14 protein-coding genes are annotated in these 13,869 nt (G+C 42.4%); 7 read left to right on the top strand and 7 right to left on the bottom strand.

Annotated features, from left to right (window positions below):
* Nucleotides 1–192 precede the first annotated feature (192 nt).
* A complete protein-coding gene (locus SJ2017_RS01185; RefSeq protein WP_167692874.1) occupies nt 193–705 on the top strand; it encodes a hypothetical protein in 513 nt (170 codons plus the stop codon).
* A 22-nt stretch (nt 706–727) separates the two neighbouring features.
* Here SJ2017_RS01185 and trmL read toward each other — a convergent pair whose 3' ends face one another.
* The 4 genes from trmL to SJ2017_RS01205 all read right to left on the bottom strand — a co-directional run bounded on the left by trmL (nt 728) and on the right by SJ2017_RS01205 (nt 4,366).
* Nucleotides 728–1,192, bottom strand: a complete 465-nt coding sequence (trmL, locus tag SJ2017_RS01190; RefSeq protein ID WP_080914629.1) for a tRNA (uridine(34)/cytosine(34)/5-carboxymethylaminomethyluridine(34)-2'-O)-methyltransferase TrmL — start codon at nt 1,190–1,192, stop codon at nt 728–730.
* Nucleotides 1,193–1,339: 147 nt separating this feature from the next.
* Entirely contained in the window at nt 1,340–2,716 is a 1,377-nt protein-coding gene (locus tag SJ2017_RS01195) for an ATP-binding protein (RefSeq protein ID WP_080914630.1), read from the bottom strand.
* Nucleotides 2,716–3,402 (bottom strand): response regulator, encoded by a 687-nt coding sequence (locus tag SJ2017_RS01200; protein ID WP_055025359.1) that lies wholly within the window; start codon nt 3,400–3,402, stop codon nt 2,716–2,718. The genes SJ2017_RS01195 and SJ2017_RS01200 overlap by 1 nt, the downstream gene beginning before the upstream one ends.
* Before the next feature lie 130 nt (nt 3,403–3,532).
* Nucleotides 3,533–4,366 (bottom strand): DUF4437 domain-containing protein, encoded by an 834-nt coding sequence (locus tag SJ2017_RS01205; protein WP_080914631.1) that lies wholly within the window; start codon nt 4,364–4,366, stop codon nt 3,533–3,535.
* Between the two features lie 283 nt (nt 4,367–4,649).
* Here SJ2017_RS01205 and SJ2017_RS01210 point away from each other — a divergent pair, with 283 nt between their 5' ends.
* Nucleotides 4,650–5,159 (top strand): lactoylglutathione lyase family protein, encoded by a 510-nt coding sequence (locus SJ2017_RS01210; RefSeq protein ID WP_174567600.1) that lies wholly within the window; start codon nt 4,650–4,652, stop codon nt 5,157–5,159.
* Nucleotides 5,160–5,392: 233 nt separating this feature from the next.
* Nucleotides 5,393–5,905, top strand: a complete 513-nt coding sequence (locus SJ2017_RS01215) for a lactoylglutathione lyase family protein (protein WP_080917336.1) — start codon at nt 5,393–5,395, stop codon at nt 5,903–5,905.
* A gap of 87 nt (nt 5,906–5,992) precedes the next feature.
* Here SJ2017_RS01215 and SJ2017_RS01220 read toward each other — a convergent pair whose 3' ends face one another.
* Entirely contained in the window at nt 5,993–7,405 is a 1,413-nt protein-coding gene (locus SJ2017_RS01220; protein WP_080914632.1) for a cytochrome C biosynthesis protein, read from the bottom strand.
* A 408-nt stretch (nt 7,406–7,813) separates the two neighbouring features.
* Here SJ2017_RS01220 and SJ2017_RS01225 point away from each other — a divergent pair, with 408 nt between their 5' ends.
* Nucleotides 7,814–8,320 carry a Spy/CpxP family protein refolding chaperone gene (locus SJ2017_RS01225; protein WP_080914633.1) on the top strand — a complete coding sequence of 169 codons (507 nt, stop codon included), beginning with the start codon at nt 7,814–7,816 and terminating at the stop codon, nt 8,318–8,320.
* A gap of 65 nt (nt 8,321–8,385) precedes the next feature.
* On the top strand, nt 8,386–9,258 hold the full coding sequence (fieF, locus tag SJ2017_RS01230) for a cation efflux pump FieF (RefSeq protein WP_080917338.1): 873 nt from the start codon (nt 8,386–8,388) through the stop codon (nt 9,256–9,258).
* Between the two features lie 279 nt (nt 9,259–9,537).
* On the opposite strand, the gene SJ2017_RS01235 is transcribed toward fieF, so the two are convergent.
* Nucleotides 9,538–10,050: a gluconokinase gene (locus SJ2017_RS01235; RefSeq protein WP_055025354.1), complete on the bottom strand. Its 513-nt coding sequence runs from the start codon at nt 10,048–10,050 to the stop codon at nt 9,538–9,540.
* 156 nt (nt 10,051–10,206) lie between these two features.
* Here SJ2017_RS01235 and SJ2017_RS01240 point away from each other — a divergent pair, with 156 nt between their 5' ends.
* Nucleotides 10,207–11,583 (top strand): GntP family permease, encoded by a 1,377-nt coding sequence (locus SJ2017_RS01240; protein WP_080914634.1) that lies wholly within the window; start codon nt 10,207–10,209, stop codon nt 11,581–11,583.
* A gap of 193 nt (nt 11,584–11,776) precedes the next feature.
* A complete protein-coding gene (locus SJ2017_RS01245) occupies nt 11,777–12,355 on the top strand; it encodes an outer membrane protein (protein ID WP_055025352.1) in 579 nt (192 codons plus the stop codon).
* 91 nt (nt 12,356–12,446) lie between these two features.
* Here SJ2017_RS01245 and glnG read toward each other — a convergent pair whose 3' ends face one another.
* Complete coding sequence (gene glnG, locus SJ2017_RS01250) at nt 12,447–13,862, bottom strand: nitrogen regulation protein NR(I) (protein ID WP_055025351.1); 1,416 nt, start codon at nt 13,860–13,862, stop codon at nt 12,447–12,449.
* Nucleotides 13,863–13,869: the final 7 nt, after the last annotated feature.

Genomic DNA, 13,869 nt, shown 5'->3' on the forward strand with positions numbered 1-13,869 from the left:
GTCAAATTTGTCGGTTCAATAACTGACGTTATTTGCAAAAATAGTTTAGTTATTTGAAAATCGTGATGGAATAAAATAATGTGCTAGCTAATCACTGATTAAGCTTACTTCAAGGCCTTTTTGTCCATGTCTTATAATATTGGAATCTCAAAAATAAGCTGTAGCTTAGCCCTCTTGTTAGGATTTATAGGGATGCTGCCCGCAGCCAGCGTGAGCGCTGCGAAAGTGGATTTGAGCCAGTTTTGTCCACGACTTGATGGTGACTGGGTTGGCTCGGCGGCTAAGTCGGGCTCCAGACCAAAACAAGTGACAACTGCTGCAATTTGCTCATCTGATAAACGGAATTTAATGCTGACGGTGAGCCGTGGCGACAGTAACCCCAATAGTGAAGTTTGGTGGTTTCGTGCACATAGTGGTGATGTACTCCTGACGTACACTGACGGTGTTGGTGCAGATAGAGAGCAAGTTTTTAGTTTATATCTGCGTGGGGATAGTTTTACTTTTTTAGGAAAAGGGCAACTTAATCAGCGGCCAGCATTGATTCGTTTAAGCTTTGAGCCCTTATCATCGACGACTAGCGCTCCAATTGATAATGGTAATAATGACAGTTGGTTGTGGCGTCAAAGTGCGCATTATCTTGATGATGATAGCCAGCAATATCAATTGATCCGCGCGATTGAGCTGACAACTGTTCAGCCCAATTAGCCAGCGCTACAAGTTAAATTAGCTATTCAGCTCCAGCGTAATCAAGCTGACGCCAAGCCTCATAACTAATAATCGCCACAGAGTTGGATAGATTTAAACTGCGATTACTCGCAGCCATCGGAATGCGTAACCGTTGGCTGGCGGGAATAGATTCAATGATATCCATCGGTAATCCACGGGTCTCAGGACCAAATAACAATACGTCATCAGCGGCAAATTCAAGCTCACTATGTGGGCGGCTGCCTTTAGTCGTGCACGCCATGATGCGCTTGCCTTGCATCGCCTCAAGGAAGGCTTCAAAATTCTTGTGGCGAGTGATATTGGTTAAATCAGCATAATCTAAGCCAGCTCTACGAAGCTTTTTCTCTTCTAAATCAAAACCTAATGGCTCAATCAAGTGAAGTTTTGCCCCGTTGTTGGCACACAGACGAATTATATTACCCGTGTTTGGAGCAATTTCTGGTTCATAAAGCGCAATATGGAACATGTTAAATACCTTGATTGAATGAATCGAGAATTATACTCAAAACATCATAACCAGGGAAAGAAATCATCAAGATGATGATGTTTTCCCTGACATTCTGCATATGGCTCCTGCTAACGCTTATCTGAGAGTTAGAAAGGTAGCCTTAGGTTACTGCATGGTTTTAGGCAGGCTAATGACAACACTTAGGCCATGGGGAGAGATATTTTTTGCCTCAATGTTACCTTGGTTGAGCTTAATGGCTGCTTGGGTAATGGCCAGACCTAATCCCCAGCCACCTGACTCACGATCGCGAGCATCATCAGGTCGGTAAAACGGCTTAAAGATTTCTTCTAAGTCGGCTTCATCAATCCCTTGTCCATCATCATCAATGGTGATCACCACTCGATCTTGTACCTGTTCTGCCGTAATAGAAATCACAGATTCGGCATAGCGAATCGCATTTCTCAGCACGTTTTCTATCGCCCGAGATAAGGATTTTGGGTAATGGTCGAGACTGATTGTTTCAGGGATCTCAATATCTAAGCGTTTTTGCTGCTGCTCGGCTTCAAATTCTGCATCATCAAGAATATGGCTAAGCGATTCAGCCAGTTCAAGATGGACTTTATTTTCAGTGTTGCTGATGGTGACACGAGATAGGGTTAATAGCTCAGATATGAGGGCTTCTAACTGCTCAGCTTCATAGCCAATACGTTCTATATCAGGGCTACTTTGATCTTTCTTACGGGCTAATGCCAATGACAATTGCAGCCGGGTTAACGGCGTACGTAGTTCATGAGAAATATCACCCATTAAGCGTTGTTGATTATTCATCATGGTTTCGATGGACTCTGCCATGGTATTAAATGCTTGGGCCAGCTCGCCAATTTCATCCCCACGTTTTACCACGCTGGTTTCGACTCGGCTGGATAAGTCTCCTCGCGCTAGCGCATTAGAGCTTTGCTTGAGTGAACGTAATGGCTTACCTAAGTTCCAAGCTAAAAGGCCGCACAGTAGACCAGACATTAACATGGCGATAATGGCTGTCAGCAGCTTGTTATCACTGAAAAAGAAAAACCAAGGGCGTGGGTGATTATCTGAAATACGTGCATAGACGCGGTAAGGCTTCTCACCTGCTATAAATTCGTAAGGGCCGAAAATTAACTCAGTGCGGAATTGGTGACTAATAGGGGCACCATTGTCTTCGCTGATAAGTAAAAACTCACGAAAAGTACGTGGTACTTTGTTCGTATTTAACACCCTGCTTTGCTCGTCAAGAATATAAAACTTAAAGCTTTTTCCATCACGATTTCGGTGACGATTTAAACGTCTTAACGCTTGTTCATCTTCAAGTAGCGACGGCTCTTCTATAAAGTGCTTTGCCGCACGTTTGAGCAGTTGTGTTTGTTTGTCCGACAAAGGGAGTTGATCATGGCTTTGCTGTAAAAAAGGCAAAATCGCCACAAAGGCGATGATGAGCGAGCTGCATAACCAAAAACCCAGTAATAACTTAACAAATAAGCGATTTATAGAAGAGAGGAATGTCATTACGGGATCCAAATATAGCCTTTACCACGGATGGTTTTTACTCTTGGTCGGCCATCGCTGCGTTCAGGTAATTTTTTGCGCAAGTTAGATAAATGCATGTCTAAGCTGCGATCAAATGGCATTAATTTTTTACCGAGTACGGTTTCGCTAAGTTGTTCTTTTGTGACCAAATCGCCCGCTTGGGTGATCAAGCTATGCAGTAAGGAAAACTCAGTACCCGTTAAGATAATAAGTTGTTCGTTACAATAAAGCTCTTGTCTTGCTTGGTCTAAACTGAGGTCACCAAAATCTAATCTAACTTGCTCATTTTTGTCAGCTTGAGTTAATACCGAGCGGCGTAAAATCGCGCGCATACGTGCAATTAACTCACGGTCGTTAAACGGTTTTGGTAGGTAGTCATCAGCGCCAATTTCAAGGCCAACCACGCGGTCAATTTCATCACCACGAGCAGTTAACATGAGTACTGGCGTTTGCTTTTGAGTTCTGAGGGCACGTAAGACTTCAAAGCCATTAAGTTTTGGTAGCATTACATCAAGTAAAATTAAATCAAAATCTTGGTTCTGTGCATAATCAAGGCCTTGTTGGCCGTCAAATGCTTGGGTTAATTCAAACCCTTCAAGTACCAAAAGCTGGGCTAATAATTCTGATAAACCTGCGTCATCATCAACTAATAAAATTCGACTCATTGCGATCCTCACTCTTTTATTAATTGCACTATATAACGAATGAGGATCCAAGTTTAGCAACATTGCACTCTTTTACATAAAGATGAGTAAGTGCGACATAAATTTTGCTACGCGTTACCACCTAGCCGCACTATTTTTCAGCGACTTGATATTTTCCATTAGTGCGAATATATACCATTGTCCCTTGTGCTGACGTTGTCACGTTATGGCTGAATTTACCGTTAGAGCCAAAATAACTGCCCGCGGTTAATCCTTTACTGTTTGGTGTTTCAACAGATTGATAGTTAAGGCTACCTTTGATAACAATGGCTCTAAACTCTTCAGCATCGCTTGTCAGTGTTCCACTAAAGTTGGCTGGCAATTTTATCATTGCACCGCCGAGCTCCCCGACTTTGTTACTGCCCCATAATGCGGTTATTTCAGCATTATTTCCATTGATAGACTTCGTGTCGGTTTGGTCTAGCCAAACAAGATTTGATTGATGAAGATTTATTGGTCGTTCGCCATTGTCAAATTGCTCACTAGATGGTTTAACCAAATAAGGGCCACTATCAATTTCAAGGAAGATGAGGTTGTCTTCGCCATTGGCTGCAGTGATGTGGTTCTCGCCAGCAGGTTGTGTCCAAAAAGAACCGGTTGGCATCCACATGGTTGCCGCATCGGGATCGTCATTATGCATTTTCCCCTCAATAACCACACCACGATAAGTAATATTATGAATGTGAGGAGGTGAGGAAAACCCTTTATTGAATTTCACTAACATACCCGTTGGCACATTTTGGGTGCGATCGCCCCAAAGGTTGGCCGCCCCAGGGCTTTTATCGCCACGAAGTGGGTTTAAATATCCCCAGTCAATATCAGCTGTCGTGATGACTTCAGACTGGGGGGAGGTTTCTGCAAAGGCAGTGGTGGCAGGTAAAGTGCTGAGTAAAATGGCCGGTAATACTGTGTGTAATAGATTCATGTTTGCGATCTCTGTCGGTGCTCAATATCGTGATTAAAATAAGATTTTTAAAATTAATCTCAAAGTATCAGTCAATTATAGTTGCTAAAGGAAATACAAAAAGGCCACTTGGTGAGAAACAGTATCAAACAAATCGGCATAATCCAGTACTTCGCAATGCTGGTTATTACAAAATGTTATTAAAAACATAAATATTGATAATTTAACTTTTTAGTTGTAGTTCTCCTATACTTTTCTCATCGAAATTAGCCCGACTTTATGAACAACAACTGGAGAGATAAATATGTCTGCACCTATGCCTTACCCAAGAACGTTTTCTCATATTGGTATTTCAGTACCTGATTTAGAAGCGGCAGTGAAGTTCTACACCGAAGTACTAGGTTGGTACTTAATTATGGAACCAACAGAAATTACTGAAGATGATTCTGCCATTGGCGAAATGTGTACGGATGTATTTGGTGCAGGTTGGGAGCGTTTTAACATTGCCCATCTGTCTACCGGCGATCGTATCGGCGTCGAACTGTTTCAATTCAAGAATCAAAAGAATCCAGAAGATAACTTTGAATATTGGAAAACTGGCGTGTTCCACTTTTGTGTTCAGGATCCTGATGTTGAAGGCCTAGCAGAGAAAATTGTTGCTGCTGGTGGCAAAAAACGAATGAAAGCACCGCGTTATTATTATCCAGGTGAAAAACCGTACCGCATGATTTACATGGAAGATCCATTTGGAAATATCCTAGAAATCTACAGCCACAGCTATGAATTACATTATGCCAGTGGTGCATATAAATAATATTCACAGGGGCTTATGGAGGCTATTAAGTTTTCGTAACCCCGCTTTCAATCTGTTAGACATCCTCAATTGTATCGCCGTTATAGGAACACACTATGTTTATCAATCATCCCAGTCGAAGAGAATTCATGAAGTTACTGGGTGTAAGTTTAGGGGCCGCTGCTTTGCCTATGGCATTAACGGGTTGTGCGTCTGCCACCTCGCAACAAGAGGCTACTGCTGAGGCCGCAGCAATGCCAGATTCACCTACACCGTATCCTAGAACCTTTTCTCATATCGGTATCTCGGTGCCAGATTTAGAGGCCGCAGTTAAGTTTTACACTGAAGTCTTAGGCTGGTACTTAATCATGGAGCCGACTGAAATTGTTGAAGACGATTCAGCCATTGGCGAGATGTGTAGCGACGTTTTTGGTCCAGGGTGGGAACGATTTAAGATAGCCCATTTATCTACTGGCGACAGAGTTGGAGTGGAGTTGTTTGAATTTAAAAACCAGCAAAACCCTGACGATAATTTTGAATATTGGAAAACAGGTATCTTCCATTTCTGTGTTCAAGATCCAGATGTTGAAGGTTTGGCTGAAAAAATTGTTGCCGCTGGTGGTAAAAAACGCATGAAAGCGCCTCGTTACTATTACCCTGGCGAGAAGCCATATCGGATGATTTACATGGAAGACCCATTCGGCAATATTTTAGAAATCTATAGCCATAGCTATGAGTTAACTTACTCGGCTGGAGCTTACCAATAAAGTCTATTGGAAAACTAAATACAAAAAGCGAGTCTTACGCGTAAGACTCGCTTTAATAGCAAGGCTAATGAGCCTTGTATAGCAAGATTAAGACTTTTGCTTCAAGCGTTTAATCTTAACGATGACATAAGTTAACAAGATAGAGCCTAGAATCAAGCCTATAGAGAACACCACGTTTTGCAGCGCCATCGGGTTGATAACAAGCATACTGCCTAAACCTAACATCATAATACCCGACATCAGTTTAAGTACTTCGCCTTCTTTTTCCGTTAGCTTACGCTTGCCAAGGGTAGCAGCAAATACAATCACAATGGTTGCTAATGGAATAACGTAAATGACGTTATAAGCGATGAGATACATATAACGCTCAATGGTATCTAACCCCGAAATTGATAACACAGACGTGTAAATCATCGGGAAACCAGCAGTACAAAGTAACTCATAAGCGTTGGCCATAATCGCCAATAACGCAGAACCGAATATTAAGGTTGGTAAAGAGCTGGTTTTAGACAATTTACCCATCCGCTTTATTAAGCTGCCACGGTTTTCAACCGACATCGATAAGCTGACATCTCCCTTGCCATAGAAGAAGTCCTTTATGTTGACCAAGGCGGCCACCAGTGCAATTAATCCCGCACCTGTGATAATCCAGCCTCCGTCTCCACCACCAAGCAGTTGGAACAGGTTGAGCCATGCGCTCATAAAGATGAAGTAAATAAAGCCAGAGAAGAAAACGAAAATCCCGCCCACTAATAGCATGCGTCCACGGCTGCCCGCATTCACCATGATGCTTAATAAAAATAGCAAGACGAAGAAGGCACAAGGGTTAAAGGCATCGACGCCAGCTAGCACTAAGGTCAATACAGGTAGCGACATCTTTTCAGGTTGTACAGCGCCAATAAGCGGAATATCAACAGGCTGAACGTGGGGCTTTGAGTCTAGGTTTGAATGTTCGCCATTACTTGCTTCAAAGTCCATTCCGCATGTTCCCGCATCAGGATCGGCACTGTCTGAACATGTTTCAAATAATGGCGCATCAGCAGTGGTTTTATCTTCATAGAAATCAGCCATGACATCTTTAAGATCTCCAGTACCGCCGTTTCTTTGATAACAAGCTTCAAGTCGTTCAAGTATATAGCGCCCAGTAACGTCGTGACTGTTATAACCAGTTATCGCTTCACCACAAACTGCAAAGTAAGGTACTGATTTAGGCTCTACTCCTGTTTTCTTACCTATAGCCATCAACTTATCGACATTACCTGGTTCGCTGATTAAGTAATCTTCGAGATTAATCCAGTTGTATCGCTCTGCTAAAGCATCGATAAAGGGATGTGCCTCACGACAATGGGGGCAAGTCTGCGACCAGAAAAAGTGTAAATTTACCGAGGGCTCACTGGTAGTTTTGTTGACCCAAATATCGGAATCGTTTGCGTGCGCTAAACCTGTTACTGACACTATCAGGCTGAATAAAATCATTATGCGGGTGAAAAACTTGCTCATCCATAACCTCAACTATAAACATCAAAAGAGTTAACCAGAATCACTACGTCGCCATTAGAAATATTAAGGCAGACTGAAGACGCTAGTGTTATCTCAGATACACAACTTATGCTTTTGTTCAGTATGGAAATGATTAGCTTTTATATACGTGAACTGGCTCCCATTCTGCTTTATAGAGTAACTTTTATGTTCAAAATGGGATCTTTACATAGCTTTACCGACTCATAACCCTAACTGACATTGCATTGGCTAAACTAGCTTCATACCAAAAACGACTTCAAAGGATTTGCAGTTAGTGAGCTTGGTATAACAAGACAAAATTCTGTTAGCAGTGCTATTTAATCAACTTGATCAAGTGCTGGTAGCCATTCTTCAAATGATGAATTAAGCAAATATATAGGTGAGATTATGAAATCACGTTTAACAGTAAAAAACAGTTTATTAGCCCTAGTTGCTTCTTCTGCATTATTAGCAGGTCAAGTGTACGCAACAAGCACAGATACCAATACTCAAACTGAACAGACACAAGAAAAGGGTGAGCGAGCACATGGTGGTAAGCACCACGGTAAAAGTATGCACAAAAGTGTTCGTAAAATGCTACGTTCACTTGATTTAACTGACACTCAACGCACAGATGTAAAAGCGATTATTGAGAAGTACAAAGAAGAGAAAGGCGAGCGTCCATCAGCAGAAGAACGTGCTGCACATAAAACTGAAATGCTAGCGCTTATCAGTAATGCAAACTTTGACGATGCCAAGGCTGATTCAATCATTGAAGCGAAACAGTTGAAGCAAAAAGAAGGCATGAAAAACTTCATGAAAATGCAAAATGAAATCTACCAGCTACTGACTGAAGAGCAAAAAGAGAAGTTTGACTCACGTTTTACCAAAACCAAAGGTAAAGGTCGTGGTTAATTGTTAACTGACTCCGTTATACTGGAGGTTACCACTGCATTTATTTAGGCGTGATGACCTCTATTATGACAACAGATTCAGACTACGATTTTTGGGTTAAGTTAGCTAGTCGCGCAGCTGTAGCCACAGCGTTAATCCTTATTGTGATCAAATTGCTCGCATGGCTCTACTCTGGGTCTGCGAGCATGCTTGCATCGTTAACCGATTCATTTGCCGATGCACTTGCTTCAATCGTTAATTTTATTGCCATCCGTTATGCTATTTTGCCTGCTGACAGTGATCATCGTTATGGTCATGGAAAAGCTGAACCATTAGCCTCGCTTGCTCAATCTGCCTTCATCTTAGGCTCAGCATTCTTATTACTGTTTTATGGTGGAGAGCGGTTATTCAATCCTGTTGAAGTCTCTCATGCTGGTTTAGGCATGGTGGTGTCTATCATTGCGCTAGTGATGACATTTGCCTTGGTGATGCTGCAGAAAAAAGCGTTAGCAAAAACCAATAGTACTGTGGTGGAAGCGGACTCACTGCATTATAAATCTGACCTATTTTTAAATGGGGCAGTGTTACTCGCTTTAGTACTGGCACAATATGGCTGGTGGTGGGCTGATGGTTTATTTGCGGTATTAATTGCTTTATACATAGGTCATCAAGCAATAGATTTAGGTTATCGCTCTATTCAGTCCTTGCTTGATCGTGAGCTAGATGAAGCAACCCGTGAAGACATCATCGCAATTGTTAAGCAAGACCCTAGAGTGAATGGCTTACATGACTTACGTACTCGACAAGCGGGTAAGACCACGTTTATCCAGTTTCATATCGAGTTAAAAGGCTCATTACTATTACGTGAAGCCCATGAAATAACCGACAACACTGAGAAACGTTTATGTGAAGCGTTTGATAGTGCGGAAGTGATAATTCACCAAGACCCTATCGATTAAATGCATATCAAACAGCTTTTTGCAACGCTAACTGTGTTGAATTTACTTGCAATAGACCCGCTATTGACGCGTAAATTCGCCTTGTTATCAGCGCAAAGCTCAAGTTTGAATTTAACTGATTTATTTTAAAAGAGTGAATATGGCTATTTAAACATAACTTATTGAACTCTTATCCCGAGTTCAGGTTATTTAGATTGCTACTAGATTCATATAAAGACTAAAAGCCGCTAACAAGTTAATTTGTTAGCGGCTTTTTTATGTCTGTTTGAGCAAGATAGGCTAATAACCTAGCTGTTTAAATTGCTTAACAGCGAGTGAAACAATATTGTCGATACTGTTATCGACATTAACAGTGACGACTAAGTTTTCTTGGCTAGGATCTTCAAGGGTAGCAAACTGGCTGTCGACCATGTTTTGTTTCATAAAGTGGCCACTTCGAGCCTGCATTCTTGCCAAGATAAGATCGTAACTGCCTTGTAGATATAGAAAAGCGACTTGTTGGTTACCTTCTCGTATGGTGTCTCGGTATTGTTGTTTTAGTGCAGAGCAAACAATGATGGCCGTTTCATTTTTTGATTCGATACTGTAAGCCGCGTCTCGAACGCGCTCTAACCATGGTGCGCGATCATCATCGTTTAATGGCTCGCCACGGGCCATTTTTTGAATATTAGCTCGTGGGTGTAGGTCGTCACCATCAATAAATTTCGCATTCAAGCTATTTGCTAACTTTTCGCCAACGGTGCTTTTACCACAAGCACACACACCCATCACAATAATGGTTTTACCGGTCATTTACGTACCTCAAATCAGGGTTGATCTATATACTTTAGCCGTTTCGAAAGTATATCTCGAAGCTGAGTGATAGTACCGCGTTGAGTTGATTTTTTTTGACTAGATTAGATTTAATCAACTTGATAAAGAATACCTAAAAGAACGATGGAACATACCATGGACACTTTAGCTCAATCTGCTGATCCTACCTACCTACTAATGGTCGCTGCAGCGGCTATAACTGCTTTACTCTTATTGATCATAAAACTCAAAATGCACGCCTTTGTGGCGTTAACATTAGTGAGTTTATCAACTGCCCTTGCGACAGGAATTTCTACTGAACAAGTCGTGCCGACGATGATGTCAGGTTTTGGCGGAACGCTAGCAGCTGTCGCGCTTTTAGTAGGCTTAGGTGCCATGATTGGCAAAATCTTAGAAGTCACTGGTGGGGCGCAGGTATTAGCCGACAGCCTTATTGGCCGCTTTGGCGCAGAAAAAGCGCCTTTCGCATTAGGTGTTGCCTCACTCCTGTTTGGTTTCCCTATCTTCTTTGATGCGGGCTTAATCGTGATGATGCCGATTATATTCAGTGTGGCCAAACGCTTTGGTGGCTCACCATTAAAATACGCACTGCCATCTGCAGGTGCCTTTGCGGTAATGCATGCTTTTGTGCCACCTCATCCAGGGCCTGTTGCCGCAGCTGATTTACTTGGGGCAAACATAGGCATGCTACTAATGATTGGTATTTTAGTGGCGATCCCAACTTGGTATATAGGGGCTTATTTGTTTGGCTTATATGCAGGCAAGAAGTTTGATATTCCTTTATCTAAGGTTTTCTTAAGTTCTGAGACCGTGATTGACCCGGCTAAACAGCCTAAATTCATAACTGTATTAATGATCTTACTGCTACCAGTATTGCTAATTTTTCTAGATACAGGCTTGAACACCTTGAGCGTAGCAGGTGTGATAGATGGCAGTGCCACTTGGGTTGAAAGTCTGCGAATGCTAGGTAAAACTCCCATTGCATTGCTAATAACCTTACTCGTTTGTCTTGCTGTGTTTGCTAAAGATTACGGTATGAAGCAGCTTGAGAAATTGTGTGGTGATTCTCTCGCCCCCATTTGTGGTGCAATTTTAGTGACAGGCGCTGGTGGTATGTTTGGTGGTGTATTACGTGCTAGTGGTATTGGTGAAGCCTTAGCTGGAGTATTAAACGATACCGGTATGCCCATCATTGTAGCAGCCTTTGTCATTGCAACATGTTTGCGAGTAGCGCAGGGGTCGGCAACGGTTGCATTAACCACAACAGCAGCGTTAATTGCGCCTATGGTCGCTGTGACTTCGGGTCTGACACAGTTTGATCTTTGCTTTATTGTCATTGCCATTGCTGGTGGCTCGACGGTATTGTCTCACTTTAATGATTCAGGTTTCTGGCTTGTGGGTCGTTTAATGGAAATGGATGAGAAAACCACTTTAAAGACCTGGACTGTGATGGAAACATTACTCGGGACTATCGCCTTTATTATTGTGGGCGTGCTGAGCATGGCTATTTAGCCTGAATTCAGGTTTTTAATACGTTAAGCCAGTATTAATCTATTAGTTAATGATAAGAAGGAGCTGCAATGCTCCTTCTTATTAGATTATCGTTATTGACACATTTTCGAACAAATACCTACATTTGAAATGATTGATGAGTGAGTGCTTTCTGCTATGCTGCCTGCGCTGATAGAATTATTAAGGAATGATAATGAAACGCTTATCTGTAGTAGCAAGTGCAATATTAATGGTTGGTTTATCTTTTAATGTCACAGCCGAAGAACACAAAGCCCGCGATACGGGTTGGTATGTGGGTGGTGAACTGAGTAATGTACAACTGGAAGTCGGCAGTTTTGACGATTCTGGTGCAGGTTTCGGTGCTTATGGTGGTTATAACTTCAATCATTGGTTTGGCATTGAAGGAAAATGGATGCTGACCAATGATTTACAAGATGGTCGTGTTGATCTTGGTTTAGCTGTTTTTTCGGCTGCGCCGAAATTTACTTGGGCTATCAATGATACCTTTTCTGTTTTTGGTAAAGTGGGCTTAGCGATTCGTGCACTCGAAGTTGACCCAGATTACGATTATGACGAAGGCTTTGATACTGCCGATTGGAGTGGTGTTAATGTGCTTTACGGTGTTGGCATAACAGCTGCTGTTTCCGAATCACTGCGCTTACGTTTAAGTTATGAGTATGCCACCGGTGACTTAGATGCCGATCGTTCTGAAATGCTAGATATTGATGCAGATACTTCACAGTTAGCATTAGGGCTGCATTACCAGTTTTAAACTGAGCGCTCTTTAGTATAAAAAGATAAAGCGAGTGTAAATAAAGAAGGATAGCTTTCGCTATCCTTTTTGTTTCAACTCTTGCCGTAAATTAATCCATTTCTAATTCTTTGAGTTTACGCGTGAGGGTGTTTCGCCCCCAGCCTAAACGTTTTGCCGCTTCTTGCTTATGGCCTTGAGTATGCTTGAGCGCTGTTTTTAATAATATCCGCTCAAAGGCTGGTTGCACTTCTGTGAGCAAATCACTTTCACCCGCTGATAGCTTTTCATCAATCCATTGGGTTAATGCCACTTGCCAATCTGAAACGCCGTCAGTTCTTTCACCTGAAGCGACTGGGTCCTTAAGTAACTCAGCGGGTAAATCCTGAGGCAAAATCTCTTGGCCTGAGGCCATCACCGTTAACCAGCGACAAGTATTTTCAAGTTGTCTAACATTACCGGGCCAAGGTAATTGCTCTAATTTGGTTGCTGTTTCTTTTGTCAGTACTTTTGGCTCTACACCGATTTCTTTTGCTGCAGAAATCAAAAAATGGGTGGCCAATTGGGCAATATCTTCACGACGCTGCGACAGTGGTGGTAGGTGTACTCGAATCACGTTTAAGCGGTGAAATAAATCTTCACGAAAATCGCCTTTTTGTACCAATAATTCTAAGTCTTGATGTGTTGCGGCAATAATCCGCACATCGACTTGTACTGCCACATGGCCACCGACGCGATAAAATTGCCCATCGGCAAGAACACGTAACAGGCGGGTTTGCACATCAAGTGGCATGTCGCCAATTTCATCTAAAAACAGAGTTCCGCCATTGGCTTGTTCAAAGCGACCTTGGCGGACATTGGCTGCTCCTGTAAAGGCGCCTTTTTCATGACCAAATAGTTCAGACTCTATTAGGTCTTTTGGAATAGCAGCCATGTTCAATGCGATAAAAGGGCTATCTTTACGAGGGCTGTGTTTATGCAGTGCGCCAGCAACCAGTTCTTTACCAGTACCAGATTGACCATTTATTAATACACTAATGGATGAACGAGATAGGCGACCAATCGCACGGAATACCTCCTGCATTGAAGGTGCTTCACCAATGATCTCAGGAGTTTTCACCACTTCGGGTTCTTCAGCTGGCGGAGGGACTTGCTCTGTTGCATGGGTCAGTGCGCGTTCCACTAACGCAATGGCTTCATCAATATCAAATGGCTTTGGTAAATACTCAAAGGCACCCGCTTGGTAAGCGCTGACGGCACTGTCTAAATCAGAGTGTGCTGTCATGATAATGACTGGAATATGCGGGTAGTGCATTTGTAAGCGATCAAGCAAGGTTAAGCCATCAGTTCCAGGCATGCGGATATCTGACACAATCACAATAGGCTGTGAGATTTCTAATGCTTGCCATAATGACTCGGCCGCAGCAAAGCTGGCAGTAGAAATCTTGGCACCCAGTAGGGCTCTTTCTAATACCCAGCGAATAGAACTATCATCGTCGAGGATCCAAACTTGTTCGCTTATACTCATGTTACTT

The organism is Shewanella japonica (assembly GCF_002075795.1).
Taxonomy (GTDB): Bacteria; Pseudomonadota; Gammaproteobacteria; order Enterobacterales; family Shewanellaceae; genus Shewanella; species Shewanella japonica.

Excerpts from the sequence above, each read along its gene's own strand:
- fieF (WP_080917338.1), top strand. The coding sequence starts at position 8,386 with ATGACAACAGATTCAGACTACGATTTTTGGGTTAAGTTAGCTAGTCGC.
- SJ2017_RS01215 (WP_080917336.1), top strand. The coding sequence starts at position 5,393 with ATGCCAGATTCACCTACACCGTATCCTAGAACCTTTTCTCATATCGGT.
- glnG (WP_055025351.1), bottom strand. The coding sequence starts at position 13,862 with ATGAGTATAAGCGAACAAGTTTGGATCCTCGACGATGATAGTTCTATT.
- SJ2017_RS01245 (WP_055025352.1), top strand. The coding sequence starts at position 11,777 with ATGAAACGCTTATCTGTAGTAGCAAGTGCAATATTAATGGTTGGTTTA.
- SJ2017_RS01240 (WP_080914634.1), top strand. The coding sequence starts at position 10,207 with ATGGACACTTTAGCTCAATCTGCTGATCCTACCTACCTACTAATGGTC.
- SJ2017_RS01235 (WP_055025354.1), bottom strand. The coding sequence starts at position 10,050 with ATGACCGGTAAAACCATTATTGTGATGGGTGTGTGTGCTTGTGGTAAA.
- SJ2017_RS01200 (WP_055025359.1), bottom strand. The coding sequence starts at position 3,402 with ATGAGTCGAATTTTATTAGTTGATGATGACGCAGGTTTATCAGAATTA.
- SJ2017_RS01225 (WP_080914633.1), top strand. The coding sequence starts at position 7,814 with ATGAAATCACGTTTAACAGTAAAAAACAGTTTATTAGCCCTAGTTGCT.
- SJ2017_RS01185 (WP_167692874.1), top strand. The coding sequence starts at position 193 with ATGCTGCCCGCAGCCAGCGTGAGCGCTGCGAAAGTGGATTTGAGCCAG.
- SJ2017_RS01210 (WP_174567600.1), top strand. The coding sequence starts at position 4,650 with ATGTCTGCACCTATGCCTTACCCAAGAACGTTTTCTCATATTGGTATT.
- trmL (WP_080914629.1), bottom strand. The coding sequence starts at position 1,192 with ATGTTCCATATTGCGCTTTATGAACCAGAAATTGCTCCAAACACGGGT.
- SJ2017_RS01220 (WP_080914632.1), bottom strand. The coding sequence starts at position 7,405 with ATGAGCAAGTTTTTCACCCGCATAATGATTTTATTCAGCCTGATAGTG.
- SJ2017_RS01195 (WP_080914630.1), bottom strand. The coding sequence starts at position 2,716 with ATGACATTCCTCTCTTCTATAAATCGCTTATTTGTTAAGTTATTACTG.
- SJ2017_RS01205 (WP_080914631.1), bottom strand. The coding sequence starts at position 4,366 with ATGAATCTATTACACACAGTATTACCGGCCATTTTACTCAGCACTTTA.